The sequence below is a fragment of the Rhizobium sophoriradicis genome, from assembly GCF_003939025.1.
Lineage (GTDB): Bacteria > Pseudomonadota > Alphaproteobacteria > Rhizobiales > Rhizobiaceae > Rhizobium > Rhizobium sophoriradicis.
On record NZ_RQIH01000009.1, the window covers coordinates 121,711 to 137,504 of the forward strand.

The window sequence follows — 15,794 nt, forward strand, 5'->3', positions numbered from 1 at the left end:
TCGAATCGGGAGCCCATCTGCATGTATGTCATACTCGCTATTGTCGTTGTGATCGCGCTTTACATCGTGTTCATCTATAACGGCCTCGTTCGCTCCCGGCAGATGGCGCAAGAGGCCTGGTCGGGCATCGATGTGCAACTGAAGCGCCGCGCCGATCTGATCCCGAACCTGATCGAGACGGTCAAGGGTTATGCCGCCCACGAAAAGTCGACGCTCGAGGAGGTAGTTTCGCTCCGCAACAAGGCGCAGGCCGTGCCATCAGGCGATGTCGCCGGCAGGGCGCAGGTGGAAGGGCTGCTCGGCCAGGCGCTCGGGCGCGTCATCGCGCTCGCCGAGGCCTATCCGGACCTCAAGGCCAACCAGAATTTTGCCGAGCTGCAGGATTCGCTGGAAACCATGGAAGGCGAGCTGCAGATGTCGCGGCGTTATTACAATGGTGCGGCCCGCGATCTGAACGTCAAGGTCGAAAGCTTCCCCTCCAATCTCGTCGCCGGCCAGTTCGGTTTTGCCAAGCGGGAATATTTCGAAATCACCAATGAGGCCGATCGTGCGGTCCCCAGCGTGAAATTCTGACGGTCCGGCATTTTGCCTTTGCCAGAAAGCGATTAAGAGCAAGGGCAGATTGCGGCCGGCAATGGCCGCTCCATGGAAGAAACAACATGACACGCACAGCCAAACTCACGATCATCCCGCCTGCCGGGCCGCTTTCGGGCCGCGCCATGCCGCCGGGTTCGAAGTCGATCACCAATCGCGCACTGCTGCTCGCCGGCCTTGCCAAGGGCACGAGCCGGCTGACCGGCGCGCTGAAGAGCGACGACACGCGTTATATGGCCGATGCGCTGCGGGCCATGGGCGTTGCGATCGACGAGCCCGACGACACCACCTTCGTCGTCACCGGCCGCGGCAGGCTCGCGCCGCCGAAGGCGCCGCTCTTCCTCGGCAATGCCGGCACCGCGACACGCTTCCTGACGGCCGCCGCCGCCCTGGTCGACGGCACCGTCATCGTCGATGGCGACGAACACATGCGCAAGCGCCCGATCGGCCCGCTGGTCGAGGCGATGCGCACGCTCGGCATCGACGTGAGCGCCGAAACCGGCTGCCCGCCGGTCACCGTCCGGGGCACCGGCCGCTTCGAGGCCGACCGCATCCTGATCGATGGCGGGCTGTCCAGCCAATATGTTTCGGCGCTGCTGATGATGGCGGCCGGCGGCGACCGTCCGGTCGACATCGAACTCGTCGGCGAGGACATCGGCGCGCTTGGCTATATCGATCTCACCACGGCGGCGATGCAGGCCTTCGGCGCCAAGGTCGAAAAGACCAGCCCTGTCACCTGGCGCGTCGAGCCGACCGGCTACCGCGCCGCCGATTTCGTCATCGAGCCGGATGCGTCCGCTGCGACCTATCTCTGGGCGGCTGAAGTTCTGAGCGACGGCAAGATCGATCTCGGCGTGCCGAACGATGCCTTCACCCAGCCGGATGCCAAGGCCTACGAGACGATCGCCAGGTTCCCGCACCTGCCGGCTGTAATCGATGGTTCGCAGATGCAGGATGCCGTTCCGACGATCGCCGTGCTTGCCGCCTTCAACGAGACGCCGGTCCGCTTCGTCGGCATCGCCAATCTGCGCGTCAAGGAATGCGACCGTATCCGCGCCCTGTCTACGGGGCTCAACAATATTCGCGAAGGCCTGGCCGTCGAGGAGGGTGACGATCTGGTCGTCCATTCCGATCCTGCTCTCGCCGGTCAGACGCTGCCGGCCGAGATCGACACTTTCGCCGATCACCGTATTGCGATGAGCTTTGCGCTCGCCGGCCTCAAGATCGATGGCATCACCATTCTCGATCCTGATTGTGTCGGCAAGACCTTCCCCGCCTATTGGCGCACGCTCGCCGCACTCGGCGTGACATATCGGGACAAGGATTGACGGAAAGAGCAGTCGAGGCTGCTGGCGGGGAGACAGGGATGGGGCGTCGGTTTGTCGGTTTTTGCTTGGCGCTCATCTTGTTGGTGGCCGGCCCGGCGGCCTTTGCCACGGAGCTGATCGACAGTTTCGTTTCCGACATTGCGCTCGAAAAAAGCGGTGCGATGACGGTGACGGAAACTGTCACCGTCAATGCCGAGGGCTATCGGATCAGGCACGGCATCTTCCGTGACTTCCCGCTGTATTTCACCGACGCCGGCGGCCGTCGCCGCAGCGTCGACTTCGATGTCGTCTCGGTTAAGCGTGACGGTAAGGATGAGCCCTGGCACACGGAAAAGATAACAGGTGGCATCCGCATCTATACGGGCATGGCCGAGTTGACCGTGAGCCCGGGCCTTCATCGCTACGTCTTCACCTACACGACCAATCGCCAGATCCGTTATTTCGACGATCATGACGAACTCTACTGGAATGTCACCGGCAATGGCTGGCTCTTCCCGATCCGCTCGGTCACCGCGACGGTAAAGCTGCCGCCTGGTGTCGGCGCCACCGGGACGACTTTTTTCACCGGCCCGAAGGGCGCGACGGAAAAGAATGCCCGCGTCAGCCAAACCGCAGCCGGCATTGTCTTTTCCACCACCGCAACGCTCCACCCCAGTGACGGCCTGACTTTCGCGATCCGCATGCCGAAAGGGTCGATCGATCCGCCGACCAAGGATATGGAGAGCACATGGTGGCTGAAGGATAACCGCGATTATTTCATCGGCTTCGGCGGCCTGATCCTGGTTTTCGGCTATTATGCGAGATCATGGCTGAAGGTCGGCCGCGATCCCGCCCGCGGTGTCGTCGTGCCGCGCTGGGATGCGCCGGAGGGCATCTCGCCGGCCTTGGTCAACTATATCAACAATAAGGGCTTTTCCGGTGGGGGCTGGACCGCGCTTGCCGCAACCGCCCTCGATCTGGCTGTCCGCGGTTACGTCAAGCTCGAAGATCTCAAGAACTCGATCACCATACGCGGCACCGGCAGACCGCTCGACAGGCAAAAATTGCAGGCCGGCGAAACCGAACTCCTGAAAGCCGCCGGCGCCGCAGGCAGGACGCTGACGATCGACAAAGCCAATGGCGAGCATGTGAAATCGGTGGGTCAAGCCTTCCGCTCGGCGATCGAGAAGGAACACCGCGGCAAATATTACAATTCCAACATCGGCTACACTATCGGCGGCATCGCGCTCAGTGCCGTCTTCCTGGCGGCGCCGTTCATTGTCGGGTCGCTGGAGCCCGATACGGTCGTGCTGATGCTCATTCCGGTCGCCATCTCGGCCTTCATTGCCGTCTTCGTCGCCAGGTTCACCCGGCTGCTTTATCGCGGCAGGTCGCTGTTCGGCAGGATCGTCGCACTCGTGGTGACATCAATTATTGTTTTCGCCGGGGTCAGCATCCTTCTGCTCAGCGTACTCTCCTTTGCCTCGTCGCTCGTGGAGTTGCACGAGACTCCGATGCTCTTTGCGATCGGCGGCATCGTGCTGCTCAACATCCTCTATTTCTTCATTATGGGCGCGCCGACCCCGCTCGGCGCCAGGATGATGGACGGCATTGACGGCCTGCGGCAATATCTGACGCTTGCCGAGAAGGACCGCATGAACATGGCGGGCGCGCCTGAAATGTCGCCGCAGCATTTCGAGACGCTGCTGCCCTACGCCGTGGCTTTGGGCGTCGAAAAACCGTGGTCGCGCACTTTTGAGACCTGGCTTGCGGCCGCTGCCGCCGGCGCGGCCGCGGCCTATGATCCCTCCTGGTACTCCGGCGATTTCGACAGCGGCAGCTTCTCCGACCACGTCGGCGGCTTCTCCTCGTCGATGGCCTCGACCATTGCTTCGACGATACCCTCGCCGCCGTCGAGTTCATCCTCCGGTTTTTCCAGTGGCGGCTTCTCCGGCGGCGGCTTCTCCGGCGGCGGTGGCGGAGGCGGGGGTGGCGGCGGCTGGTAAGCTTTCTCGCTTGACCTTTCCGCCCTTGGCCCTTAACCGCCTGACGGAACAGGAAAGGGGTCGCGCATGAAGGTTCTGTTGATCGGATCGGGCGGACGCGAGCACGCGCTCGCCTGGAAGCTGGCGCAATCGCCGTTGATGAGCGAGTTCTACGCCGCCCCCGGCAATCCCGGCATCGGCGAACACGCTGTCCTCGTGCCGGTCGATGTCGAGGATCATGAAGCTGTGGCTGCCTTCTGCAGGGAGAAGGCGATCGATTTCGTCGTCGTCGGGCCAGAAGCGCCGCTCGTTGCCGGCCTCGCCGACCGGCTGCGCGCCGATGGACTGGCGGTCTTCGGTCCCTCCGCCGCCGCCGCCCAGCTCGAAGGCTCCAAGGGCTTCACCAAGGATATTTGCGCCCGCTACGGCATCCCCACCGGAGCCTATCAGCGCTTCAACAATGCGCCGAAGGCCAAAGCCTATATCCGCGCTCAGGGCGCGCCGATCGTCGTCAAGGCAGACGGTCTGGCCGCCGGCAAGGGTGTGACTGTTGCGATGACCCTGGACGAGGCGTTTGCTGCCGTCGACGACTGTTTCGAGGGCGCTTTTGGTGCCGCGGGCGCCGAAGTCGTCGTCGAAGCCTATCTCGATGGCGAGGAGGCAAGCTTCTTCTGCCTCTGCGACGGCAAGAACGCTCTGCCGCTTGCAACCGCCCAGGATCACAAGCGGGTGGGCGAGGGCGATACCGGCATCAATACCGGCGGCATGGGCGCCTATTCGCCGGCACCCGTGATGACCACCGAAATGGTCGAGCGCACCATGAAGGAGATCATCGAGCCGACGATGCGCGGCATGGCCGAGAGTGGTCATCCCTTCTCCGGCGTGTTCTTTGCCGGATTGATGATCACCGACAAGGGACCGGAGCTCATCGAATACAATGTCCGTTTCGGTGATCCGGAATGCCAGGTGCTGATGATGCGGCTGAAGAGCGATCTGCTGCCGCTGCTGCTCGCCACCGCCAACGGCACGCTTGATCAGGTCAGCGCCGAATGGAGCAACGATCCGGCCCTGACCGTGGTCATGGCCTCGAAGGGCTATCCCGGCGCTTACGAGAAGAACACGCCGATCCTGGCGCTGCCCGAGGCAGCGGACGGCGAGAAAGTGTTTCATGCCGGCACGGGCCTGAAGGACGGTGTACTGGTGGCAACCGGCGGCCGCGTGCTGAACGTCACCGCGACGGGCGGCACGGTCGCCGAAGCAAGCACACGCGCCTACGCCCTGCTCGACAAGGTCCGCTGGGATAACGGCTTCTGCCGGCGCGACATCGGCTGGCGGGCGATCGAGCGTGAAAAGGCCTGATATCACGTATAAACCGGCGCCTTCGTTAAATTTTTACCCTTTCCCCTGACGGGATGGAAACAAAGCTGCGTTATACCGCTGTCATAGTGAGACGGAGCAGCCTTCATGCGTCAGATTTTCCTCGGTGCGGCAATCCTGCTGATGGCGGGTTCGGCAATGGCCTCCTCGATCGAGGTGATCGGCCAGGCTGCGCCGCGCGCTGCCGAGGGCAGCATCGTCACCGAAAGCTGCGCCGACTGCCCGCCGCTGCAGGTCGAGGTTGCCAAAAAGGATTATACGGTGCCGGAGCTTAAGCCCGGCGCCGTGCAGGCGACCGAGATTCGCGATGTCGGCGGCGAAAAGAAGATCTATCGCACCGAAAGCTGGATGGGCGGCTCGCCCGTGGTCTTCGTCAGCAAGGCGACCCCGGAAGCGATGATGGCCGCCGCGCCGCCGGCTCCGCCTGCCGAAGGCGTCGATATGAATGCGACGACTGCGGCCGTCATCGGCGGCGACGACAAGCCTGTTGCCGCCGGCATGGCGGAACAACCGGCGACCCTCAACGTTTCCGATTTCAAGCTGCGTTTCTGAAACAATTCCCGTTTTGCGTCCGGCTTGAAGACAAAGTTCCCTGCCCCGCCTGATCAAGGTTTCGATCGTTTGGGGTTCCACCACCGGTGGATCGAATGCACCCTCGATGAGCAGCGAGGGTGCATTCATGTTTTGACGGCAGGTAAAATCGAATGCAATTTTACCCCTGGATTTTTAGGGAAAACCCTATCGAGAACAGCTAAATTAAAGATTTCTTATGGGGTGAGCATTAATGGTTACTTACCCGGTCGCAGCATGTTGTTTTTAGCAGCGGTAGACGCGTCGTCTTGTTTGGCGCGCTCGCACAGGCGGTAGAAGACCGCACCGGAATGAATCCCACCATTCCCGTTGCGAGGCGTCATGAAAAATCTGAAAATATCCAAACAGCTCATAGTGCTGGTCGCCGGACTGATGATCGCCTTCGCGGTCGCCACGTCCCTGCAGATCCGCTCCTCGGTCGGTGCGATATACAAGGAGCGTTACGACATGCTCCGCGCCGAGGTTCAGTCGGCGATCTCCATTCTCAAGCTCTACCAGGCCAAGGTGACGGCAGGCGAGATGACTCTGGAAGACGCCCAGAAGCAGGCCTACACCACCGTCAACGGCATGAAATACGACCCAGACGGCTATTTTTTCGGTTATAGCTACGACGTCAAGATGATGTTCCACTACGACGCCGCGAAAGTCGGGCAGAACCTGAAGGGCCAGCCGGACAGCAAGGGCAAGCTCTATCGCGAAGAGTTGGTGAAGCTCGGGCAGCAAGGCGGCGGTCTCGTCGAATTTTATTCCACCAGCAAACCGGGCCAGCCCGCCGGTGATTTCCGCAAGACGGCCTATGGACAGGCCTTCGAACCCTGGAAGGTCGTCGTCGTCACCGGCGTCTACATGGATGATCTCGATGCTCAGGTAAACAGCACGATCCTGACCGCATTGACCGGCAGTATCGTTCTGTTCTTTCTTGCCATGACGGCCGCCTACATCGTCATCCGCGGCATTTCCGGCCCCCTCAACAACGTCCATGCTGCCCTGAAGGCAGTAGCCGAGGAGGACGTTTCCATCGCCATTCCGCACACCGCCATGAACAATGAAGTCGGGATGATGGCCAAGGCGACGTTGTCGCTGCAGGAAAAGATCAGGGAGCGCCATCAGATGTCGGATCGCGAGGCGGCCCAGCAGCTGGCGCTCGAAAACGAGCGCGAAAACAACCTTCGCCAGCAGCAGGACGAGGCGGCCCTCCAGGCCCGCGTGGTGACGACGATCGGCCAGGCTCTGGAGCTGATCGCCCGCGGCGATCTCACCGTCCGCTGCGCCGAACTTGGCCAGAAATACGCCGCCCTTCGCGACAATTTCAACGATGCGCTGTCGCATCTCGAAGCCGCCATGGCCAAGGTCAGCGCCAAGGGCACCGATATCGGCACGAGCAAGGAAGAGATCCGCCGCGCCTCCAACGAGCTCTCGCAGCGCACCGAGCGCCAGGCCGCCAGCCTGGAAGAGACGTCTGCCGCCCTCGACGAGCTCACCGTCGCCGTCCGCCAGACGGCCGATGGCGCTCATGAGGCAAGCAAGCGCGTCCACGCCGTCAGCACCGAGGCCACCCATAGCGATGCGATCGTCGGCCAGGCGATCGAGGCGATGAGCGGGATCGAGAAATCATCGTCGGAGATCACCAAGATTATTGGCGTCATCGACGAGATCGCCTTCCAGACCAACCTGCTGGCGCTGAATGCCGGCGTCGAGGCCGCTCGTGCCGGTGAAAGCGGCAAGGGGTTTGCGGTCGTAGCCCAGGAAGTGCGCGAGCTCGCCCAGCGCTCGGCCGCCGCGGCAAAGGAGATCAAGGACCAGATCGCCCGCTCCTCCAGCCAGGTCGACCATGGCGTCCGGCTGGTCGGCGAGGCAGGCGCGGCGCTGAAACGCATCTCCGACCAGGTCAAGGCGGCCAACGAGATTGTGGCCAAGATCGCCCACAGCGCCTCCGAACAGGACACGACGCTGCGCTCGATCTCCTCGTCGATGAACCAGCTCGACGCCGCCACCCAGCAGAATGCCGCCATGGCCGAAGAGACCACCGCCTCGGCCGAGACACTCGCCAGCGACACCGACGAACTGATCGACCTGATTCGCGGCTTCCGGGTCAATGACCAAAGCGCTGCCCCGACAATGCATCAGGGCCGCCGCGCCGCCTGAACGGCGCGCGGGCGACCGGGTTTTTTCATCAGCAAAGCCTCAGCGGCCGTCGGGTTTCCGGCGGCCGTGCCTTTTTGGAAGATCACTCGGAAACGAGCTCGACCAGTCGCTCTATTTCGCGATCGGAAAACACCTCGATACCGGCCGCCTTCAGCGCGGCGGCCGTCACGCCATTGCCGGCCTGCTTACGGCCGGAAAAACTGCCGTCATAGATGAAGTCCGAGCCACAGGACGGGCTGCCGTCGATGAGCAGGGCATAGCGGCAGCCGGTTTGCCGTGCGAGCGCCACGGCATTTTCCGCCGCCTGCAGAAACTCTGCCGTCACATCGCCGCCGGTCAGCTCGACGACCCGAGCTGTGCCGGCCAGCACCTCTTCGCCCGTTGCCGCGCCGGCGATCTCCGCCGGCGGCCGCGGCACCGGCATGCCCGCCGACATTTCCGGACAGATCGTCACCAGCCGCCCCTCGGCGCGCCAGCGCTCGATCGCGGGATGCACCAACGGCTTCGCCCGCCCGTCATAGCGGACGGCGTGGCCCATAAGGCAGGCGCTGACGAGAATCCTATTTTGCATGCCTGTTTGATAACGCCACGGCGGAGATAATGCCAGTGTCGGGGTGGGCGGGTTGTTCAATAGGTAGCGAACCGTATCCGCCCCTCATCCGCCTGCCGGCACCTTCTCCCCGCCTGCGGGGAGAAGGGACTAGCGGCTACCTTTCTGTTCCTCGTTCACCTTCCGTAGGGCACGTCCCCTCTCCCCGCGGGCGGGGAGAGGGTTAGGGTGAGGGGCAGATATTTTGCGAGACCGCACTGCATCGACACTGGAAGAAGCCGAATATCACCCCGAAATCTTCGAGAAATCCGCAACCGTTCCCGTCGCTTCTCGGATCAGCCGGAGCAAAGCGAGGCGGTTGGCGCGGATGGCGGCGTCCTCGTCGTTGACCAGCACCTCTTCGAAGAAGCGGTCGACCGGGCCGCGCAGCTTGGACAGAGCTTCCATCGCCGAGCGGAAATCTTCCCCGGCCACGGCATCCGCCGCATCCTTCGAGGCAGCTGATATGGCGGCGAACAGTTCCTTCTCGGCGTCGAGCTTCAGGAGTGCCGGCGATACGCCGTCGGCAATGACCGTGCCCTTCTTTTCCTCGGCGGCGAGCAGTTGCGTCGCGCGCTTGGTGCCGGCAAGCAGGTTCTTGCCGTCTTCCGAGGTGATGAAGGCCGTCAGCGCTTCGACGCGGCGCGCCACCATCAAGAGGTCGTCGGCATCGGGCGTCAGCACGGCGTCGATGAGATCGTGGCGGGCGCCCTGATCGCGCAGATAGACCTTGAGGCGGTCGTGGAAGAAGGAGAGCAGGTCGCCATCCCTTGTCGTCGCCAGCAGCGGCAGGCGAACCCTTCGCTCCAGCAGGATCCTGACGACGCCGAGGGCTGCCCGCCGCAGCGCAAACGGGTCCTTGGAGCCGGTCGGCTTTTCGTCGATCGCCCAGAAGCCGGTCAGCGTGTCGAGCTTGTCGGCAAGCGCCAGCGTGATCGCCGCCTTGTCTTCCGGCACCCGGTCGGACGGGCCTTGGGGCTTGTAGTGATCCTCGATGGCCGTAGCAACCGAGGCGTTTTCGCCCTGCAGCACCGCATATTTGCGGCCCATCAGGCCCTGCAGTTCGGGGAATTCGCCGACGGCTTCGGTGCGCAGATCGGCCTTGGCGAGCACGGCGGCGCGATCGGTGAGCGCCGCATCGGCGCCGGTGACGGCAGCCAATTCCTTGGCCAGCGCCCGGATGCGGGCGACACGCGCGCCCTGCGTGCCGAGCTTGGCATGGAAGGTCACGTCGAGAGCGTCGAGCTTGGCCATGCGCTGGTCGAGCGGCTTCTTCAGGTCGAGGCCGAACTTTGCCGCCGAAGCTGCGAGCGTTTCGAGATCCGGCAGGTTGCCCTGGTCGCGCTTCCAGAAATGCAGCGCGTCCGAAAGCCGGGCCCGCACCACCTTGCCGTTGCCGTGGACGATTTCCTTGCCGCCGTCATGCGCTTGGATGTTGGAGACGAGGATGAACCGGTTCGACAGCGTCTCCTCGCCCTGCTTGCGCGTGACGAAGCACTTCTGATTGGTCTTGATCGTCAGCCGGATGATTTCCGAGGGGATGGAGAGGTAATCCTCTTCGAAGGAGCCCATCAGCACCTGCGGCCATTCGACGAGGCCGGAGACTTCCTCCAGCAAGCCTTCATCCTCCACCAGCTCCAGCCTGTTGGCAAAAGCGATATCGCGTGCGTCGTGCAGGATGATGTCCTTGCGCCGCTCGGCATCGAGGATGACCTTGGCCTTTTCCAGGCTCGCCGCATAATCGTCGAAGCGCCGGACGGTGATCGCCTCGGGCGCATGGAAGCGGTGGCCGTAGGTGATGTTGGAGGCGGTGATGCCGTCGATCTCGAAGGGGATGACGGTGGTTTCCTCATGTTCGGGGCCGAAGGTGCAGACGATCGATTGCAGCGGCCGCACCCAGCGCAGCGCGCCGGACTTGGACGAGGCCTTGCCCCAGCGCATCGACTTCGGCCAGGGAAAATCACGGATGATGCCGGGCATCACCTCTGCGACGATCTCTTCCGCCGCGCGGCCGGGCTTGGAGATGACCGCGACGTAGAAATCGCCCTTCTTCGGATCGCTGACCACCTGCGCCTCGGAGACCGAGGAAAGGCCGGCGCCGCGCAGAAAACCTTCGATCGCCTTCTCATTGGCGTCGGTGCGCGGTCCCTTGCGCTCTTCGCGCACGTCGGCCGAGCGCGCCGTCAGGCCGTGAATGTCGAGCGCCAGCCGCCGCGGTGTCCAATATTCGCGCGCGCCCTCATAGGACAGACCCGCTTCGACAAGCGCATCGGTGACGAGCTTCTTCAGGTCGCCGGCAGCCTTGCGCTGCATGCGGGCCGGGATCTCTTCGGAGCGGAGTTCGAGAAGAAGGTTTGGCATGTCACACTTTTCCTTGCGCCCGCGGGCAGGGCGATCCAAAACGTTGCTTCTGCTATCAAAGAATGCCGCATCTGCACAACCGCAAAAACGGAAGAGAGCGAAGGGTAGGGGCGACCCTTCAGGCGTGTTGCCGTGTAGCCCCCTCATCTGCCTGCCGGCATCTTCTCCCCGAGGGGAGAAGGGATATGCCGCACCGCTTTTCCTCCATCGCAAAGGGCAGCGGCAAGCATAAGCCGCTGCCGCACCTCCCCTTCTACCCATCGGGGAGAAGGTGCCCGGCAGGGCGGATGAGGGGCCACACGGCAACACGCCTGCCGATGATCCCCCAATCCAATAACTTGCGCTGTGGAAACCACAGTCGGGCATTGCCTTGCCGCTTTTCGCCGCTATGGTCCCGCAACTTTCGTCGACACAGGAAATCCCATGGCCGCTGACCTCCGTTTTCTCGCAGCCCGCATCTCGGCCGAAATCAACGCCCGGCCGGATCAGGCCAAGGCCGCCATCGAGCTGCTCGATGAGGGCGCCACCGTGCCCTTCATCGCCCGTTACCGCAAGGAAGTGACGGGCGGGCTCGACGACACGCAGCTGCGCAATCTCGCCGAGCGGCTGGTCTATCTGCGCGAGCTTGAAGCCCGGCGCGCCGCGATCGTCGAATCGATCACCGGCCAGGGCAAGATGACCGACGAGCTGATGGCCAAAGTGGCCGGCGCCGAGACCAAGGCCGAGCTCGAGGATCTCTATCTGCCGTATAAGCCGAAGCGCCGCACCCGCGCCGAAATCGCCCGCGAACGCGGCCTCGGCCCGCTTGCCGAAGCGATCCTTGCCGAACGTGGCCGGGAACCGGCGGCGCTCGCCGAGGGCTTCGTCACCGCTGATGTGCCCGATGTGAAGACGGCGCTCGAAGGCGCGCGCGACATCATCGCCGAAGGCATTGCCGAAAATGCCGATCTGCTCGGCAGGCTGCGCGCCCATATGCGCCAGGCCTCGCTGCTGAAGGCCAAGGTCGTGGACGGCAAGCAGGCGACGGGCGAAAAATTTTCCGACTATTTCGACCATTCCGAACGCTGGGCGACGGCGCCCGGCCACCGGGCGCTCGCCATGCTGCGCGGCTGGAACGAGGAAGTGCTGACACTGACGATCGAAGCCGATGCCGAGACCGCCTCGCCGAACAAGCCGGTCGAACGCATGATTGCATCAGCCTACGAAATCGGCGCGACCCGTCCCGGCGACCGCTGGCTGATGGAGGTCGCCAGCTGGACCTGGCGCGTCAAGCTTTCCATGTCGCTGTCGCTCGATCTGATGCGGGAGCTGCGCGAGCGGGCAGAAGAGGAGGCGATCCATGTCTTCGCCCGCAATCTCAAGGACCTGCTGCTCGCCGCCCCCGCCGGCTCGCGCGCGACCATGGGTCTTGATCCCGGGATCCGCACCGGCGTCAAGGTTGCCGTCGTCGACGGCACTGGGAAGGTGGTGGCGACCTCGACCGTCTATCCGTTCCAGCCGAGGAACGACGTGCGCGGCGCCCAGGTCGAGCTCGCCTCGCTGATCCGCAAGCACAATGTCGAGCTGATCTCGATCGGCAATGGCACCGGCAGCCGCGAAACGGAAAAGCTGGTGGCCGACATGCTGGCCGAACTGCCGGCGCCGAAGCCGACCAAGGTCATCGTCTCGGAAGCCGGCGCCTCGGTCTATTCCGCCTCGGCGACCGCAGCGGCCGAGTTTCCCGATCTCGACGTGTCGCTGCGCGGCGCCGTCTCGATTGCCCGGCGTCTGCAGGATCCTCTGGCCGAACTCGTCAAGATCGAGCCGAAGTCGATCGGCGTCGGCCAGTATCAGCACGATGTCGACCAGCAGAAGCTGTCGCGTTCGCTCGATGCCGTGGTCGAAGACGCGGTGAACGCCGTCGGCGTCGATCTCAACACCGCGTCGGCGCCGCTGCTCGCCCGCGTTTCCGGCCTCGGGCCCTCGATCGCCGACGCCATCGTCCGCCACCGCGACAGTGAGGGCCGTTTCGAGACGCGAAAGGATCTGCTGAAGGTTGCCCGGCTCGGCGGCCGCACCTTCGAGCAATGCGCCGGTTTCCTGCGCATCCCGAACGGCAAGGAGCCGCTCGATGCCTCCTCGGTGCATCCGGAGGCCTATGGCGTCGCCAAGAAGATCGTCGCCGCCTGCGGCCGTGATCTCAGGGCTCTGATGGGCGACAGCGCCGTGCTGAAAGCGATCGATCCGCGCCAGTTCGTCGACGAGAAATTCGGCCTGCCGACGGTTCGCGACATCATCGCCGAATTGGAAAAGCCCGGCCGCGACCCGCGTCCGAGCTTCAAGACCGCGACCTTTGCCGAGGGCGTCAACGAAATTTCCGATCTCAAGCCCGGCATGGTGCTTGAGGGAACGGTGACCAATGTCGCTGCCTTCGGCGCGTTCGTCGATATCGGCGTGCACCAGGATGGTCTCGTGCATGTGTCCCAGCTCGCTGATCGCTTCGTCAAGGATCCCCATGAGGTCGTCAAGGCCGGCGATGTCGTCAAGGTGCGGGTCGTCGAGGTCGACGCCAAGCGCAAGCGCATCGCTCTGTCGATGAAACGAGATGATGGTTCCGCAGCGCCGCCGCGTGGTGATTCTCGCGGAAACCAGGGCTCGCGGCCGCAGAACGAGCGCCGGCCTGCTGCGCCGAAACAGGAGAGCCAGGGTGCCTTCGGCGCCGCACTGGCCGAAGCGATGAAGCGAAAATAAGGGTTTAGCCGGCATTTCGGCAAAAATGCAACAATTTGGCAGCGTTCTGAACGGAGTGCTAGATCCGGCGCTTGTAAGGCGAAAGAGATCGCTTAAGTTGATGTGACCACCCTGTCACATCTGCGAGGCGTCCATGGCGTCGGCATTCCTATCGATCGTGCAGCAAATCATCCGCAAGGGTTCGTTGAAGCTTACCCTTGCCAATGGCGAGACCCATGATATCGGCGACGGCAGCGGTGAGACCGTTGTCGCCCGCCTTGCCGACCAGGAGGCGGAGGACGCCATCCGGCGCGACCCGACGATGAAGCTCGGCGAAATGTACATGCAGGGCCGGTTCATTCTCGAACAGGGCAACATCTATGATTTCCTGTCGCTGGTGAAACAGAACACCACCAACGAGATCTTCGATTTCAAGATGGCAGCACTGCTCGTCGGCCGCATTGCCTGGCAGCAGTTGAAGAGCCGCCTGCCGGTCAATCGCAACAAGCACAACGTCGCCCATCACTACGACCTGTCGGCCAAGCTCTTCGATCTTTTTCTCGACGAGGACTGGCAATATTCCTGTGCCTATTTCGAACCGCCGGGCATCAGTCTCGACGAGGCGCAGCTCGCCAAGAAACGCCATATCGCCGCCAAGCTCCTGCTTGCGCCGAACCAGCGCATTCTGGAGATCGGCTCCGGCTGGGGCGGCATGGGCATGTATCTGACCGAGGCGACGGAGGGCGCCGAGTTTACCGGCATTACGCTCAGCGAAGAACAGCTCAAGGTCTCCCGTACGCGCGCCGAAAAACGCGGCCTTGCCGACCGCGTGCGTTTCGAGCTGCAGGACTATCGCAGCATGACCGGCCAAAAGTTCGACCGCATCGTCTCGGTCGGCATGTTCGAACATGTCGGCATCGGCAATTACGCCAATTTCTTCCGCAAGGTCTCTGATCTCCTCGATTACAATGGCGTCATGGTGCTGCATTCGATTGGCCGTCCGAAGCCGAGCTTCGGCACCAATGCCTTTATCGAGAAGTATATTTTCCCCGGCGGCTATATTCCGTCCGTCGGCGAAGTCGTGCCGCCGCTCGAGAAGGCCGGGCTGCTCGTCAAGGATATTGAGATCCTGCCGATGCATTATGCCTATACGCTGCGCCATTGGCGCGAGCGTTTCGTGGCGCGCAAGGCCGAAGCGGTGGCGCTTTACGACGAGCAGTTCTTCCGCATGTGGGAATTTTATCTCGCCGGTTCCGAGATGGGCTTCCGCTGGGACGAGCTCTTCATCCTGCAGATCCAGATCGCCAAGAACCAGTTCGCCGTTCCCAACAATCGCAATTACATCGCAGAGAACGAAGCCAGGCTGAAGGAATTTGAGGCGCGGCGCGCGCCGCTGGAAAAGGTGACATTCTGAGCGGCAGTGGTCGGACCTGATGAAAGGACATGCGGATGAGCAGTGCGTTTCCCGAGATCTACCTCGTCCGCCACGGCGAGACCGAATGGAGCCGGTCGGGGCGTCACACCGGACGCAGCGACATTCCGCTGACTGAGGTGGGCGAGGCCGCCGCCGGCAAGCTTGCCGAACGGCTCTCGGGCCTATCCTTCGCTGCCGTCTGGTCGAGCCCCTCCGCGCGCGCCCGCAAGACCTGCGCGCTCGCCGGCTTCGGATCGGGCGCGGTGATCCGCGACGATCTCGCCGAATGGGACTACGGCGCCTATGAAGGCATCACCACCAAGGAAATCCTGGCCGACCGCCCCGGCTGGCAGCTCTTTCGCGATGGCTGCCCGAATGGCGAAACACCCGCCGATATCGGCGCCCGCGCCGACGCCGTCGTCGAGGCGCTTCGCCAAGTGAGTGCGAACATCCTGATTTTCTCGAGCTCGCATTTCCTGCGCGTGCTCGCCGCCCGCTGGCTCGGCCTGCCACCCGAAGGCGGCGCGCATTTTGTGCTTGATACTGCTTCTATCAGCGTGCTCGGTTTTGAGCACGATCTGACAGAGCCGGTCATTCGCCGGTGGAACCAGAGATAGACCGGCTGCAGAGCGAGACTGCGGTGAGGTCGGTTCAGGATGACCAAATCGTCGTTGGCGCCGTGCCTGCGGCCCCCTCATCCGACCCTTCGGGCCACCTTCTCC

Annotated in this window: 11 protein-coding genes; 9 read left to right on the forward strand and 2 right to left on the reverse strand. The window is 63.2% G+C overall.

Annotation, left to right across the window (positions count from 1 at the left end; all coding sequences use genetic code 11):
- Nucleotides 1-21: 21 nt before the first annotated feature.
- The 6 genes from EFR00_RS16730 to EFR00_RS16755 all read left to right on the forward strand — a co-directional run bounded on the left by EFR00_RS16730 (nucleotide 22) and on the right by EFR00_RS16755 (nucleotide 7,999).
- Nucleotides 22-573 (forward strand): LemA family protein, encoded by a 552-nt coding sequence (locus tag EFR00_RS16730; RefSeq protein ID WP_009992658.1) that lies wholly within the window; start codon nucleotides 22-24, stop codon nucleotides 571-573.
- A gap of 86 nt (nucleotides 574-659) precedes the next feature.
- A complete protein-coding gene (locus EFR00_RS16735; RefSeq protein WP_077991043.1) occupies nucleotides 660-1,922 on the forward strand; it encodes a 3-phosphoshikimate 1-carboxyvinyltransferase in 1,263 nt (420 codons plus the stop codon).
- Nucleotides 1,923-1,960: 38 nt separating this feature from the next.
- Nucleotides 1,961-3,907, forward strand: a complete 1,947-nt coding sequence (locus EFR00_RS16740) for a DUF2207 domain-containing protein (RefSeq protein WP_077991041.1) — start codon at nucleotides 1,961-1,963, stop codon at nucleotides 3,905-3,907.
- A gap of 66 nt (nucleotides 3,908-3,973) precedes the next feature.
- Nucleotides 3,974-5,245 (forward strand): phosphoribosylamine--glycine ligase, encoded by a 1,272-nt coding sequence (gene purD, locus EFR00_RS16745; protein WP_077991039.1) that lies wholly within the window; start codon nucleotides 3,974-3,976, stop codon nucleotides 5,243-5,245.
- A gap of 105 nt (nucleotides 5,246-5,350) precedes the next feature.
- On the forward strand, nucleotides 5,351-5,815 hold the full coding sequence (locus EFR00_RS16750; protein ID WP_077991037.1) for a plant virulence effector HPE1-like domain-containing protein: 465 nt from the start codon (nucleotides 5,351-5,353) through the stop codon (nucleotides 5,813-5,815).
- Nucleotides 5,816-6,175: 360 nt separating this feature from the next.
- Nucleotides 6,176-7,999: a methyl-accepting chemotaxis protein gene (locus tag EFR00_RS16755; RefSeq protein WP_077991036.1), complete on the forward strand. Its 1,824-nt coding sequence runs from the start codon at nucleotides 6,176-6,178 to the stop codon at nucleotides 7,997-7,999.
- Between the two features lie 82 nt (nucleotides 8,000-8,081).
- Here the strand turns inward: EFR00_RS16755 and EFR00_RS16760 are convergent, their stop codons facing one another.
- Both EFR00_RS16760 and glyS read right to left on the reverse strand, forming a co-directional pair.
- Nucleotides 8,082-8,570 (reverse strand): 2-thiouracil desulfurase family protein, encoded by a 489-nt coding sequence (locus EFR00_RS16760; protein ID WP_038687209.1) that lies wholly within the window; start codon nucleotides 8,568-8,570, stop codon nucleotides 8,082-8,084.
- A 264-nt stretch (nucleotides 8,571-8,834) separates the two neighbouring features.
- On the reverse strand, nucleotides 8,835-10,949 hold the full coding sequence (glyS, locus tag EFR00_RS16770) for a glycine--tRNA ligase subunit beta (RefSeq protein ID WP_077991035.1): 2,115 nt from the start codon (nucleotides 10,947-10,949) through the stop codon (nucleotides 8,835-8,837).
- 423 nt (nucleotides 10,950-11,372) lie between these two features.
- Between glyS and EFR00_RS16775 the strand changes: the two genes are divergently transcribed.
- From EFR00_RS16775 to EFR00_RS16785, 3 genes are all read left to right on the forward strand, one after another.
- The gene (locus EFR00_RS16775) at nucleotides 11,373-13,679 is read left to right on the forward strand and encodes a Tex family protein (RefSeq protein WP_077991034.1); all 2,307 of its coding nucleotides are present in this window, start codon (nucleotides 11,373-11,375) and stop codon (nucleotides 13,677-13,679) included.
- Nucleotides 13,680-13,812: 133 nt separating this feature from the next.
- A complete protein-coding gene (locus EFR00_RS16780; protein ID WP_077991032.1) occupies nucleotides 13,813-15,072 on the forward strand; it encodes a cyclopropane fatty acid synthase in 1,260 nt (419 codons plus the stop codon).
- Nucleotides 15,073-15,107: 35 nt separating this feature from the next.
- Nucleotides 15,108-15,689 carry a histidine phosphatase family protein gene (locus tag EFR00_RS16785; RefSeq protein WP_077991128.1) on the forward strand — a complete coding sequence of 194 codons (582 nt, stop codon included), beginning with the start codon at nucleotides 15,108-15,110 and terminating at the stop codon, nucleotides 15,687-15,689.
- Nucleotides 15,690-15,794 lie beyond the last annotated feature (105 nt).

Coding starts and splice junctions, on each gene's coding strand:
- EFR00_RS16785 (WP_077991128.1), top strand. CDS start 15,108: ATGAGCAGTGCGTTTCCCGAGATCTACCTCGTCCGCCACGGCGAGACC.
- EFR00_RS16755 (WP_077991036.1), top strand. CDS start 6,176: ATGAAAAATCTGAAAATATCCAAACAGCTCATAGTGCTGGTCGCCGGA.
- EFR00_RS16730 (WP_009992658.1), top strand. CDS start 22: ATGTATGTCATACTCGCTATTGTCGTTGTGATCGCGCTTTACATCGTG.
- EFR00_RS16735 (WP_077991043.1), top strand. CDS start 660: ATGACACGCACAGCCAAACTCACGATCATCCCGCCTGCCGGGCCGCTT.
- EFR00_RS16760 (WP_038687209.1), bottom strand. CDS start 8,570: ATGCAAAATAGGATTCTCGTCAGCGCCTGCCTTATGGGCCACGCCGTC.
- purD (WP_077991039.1), top strand. CDS start 3,974: ATGAAGGTTCTGTTGATCGGATCGGGCGGACGCGAGCACGCGCTCGCC.
- EFR00_RS16740 (WP_077991041.1), top strand. CDS start 1,961: ATGGGGCGTCGGTTTGTCGGTTTTTGCTTGGCGCTCATCTTGTTGGTG.
- EFR00_RS16775 (WP_077991034.1), top strand. CDS start 11,373: ATGGCCGCTGACCTCCGTTTTCTCGCAGCCCGCATCTCGGCCGAAATC.
- glyS (WP_077991035.1), bottom strand. CDS start 10,949: ATGCCAAACCTTCTTCTCGAACTCCGCTCCGAAGAGATCCCGGCCCGC.
- EFR00_RS16750 (WP_077991037.1), top strand. CDS start 5,351: ATGCGTCAGATTTTCCTCGGTGCGGCAATCCTGCTGATGGCGGGTTCG.
- EFR00_RS16780 (WP_077991032.1), top strand. CDS start 13,813: ATGGCGTCGGCATTCCTATCGATCGTGCAGCAAATCATCCGCAAGGGT.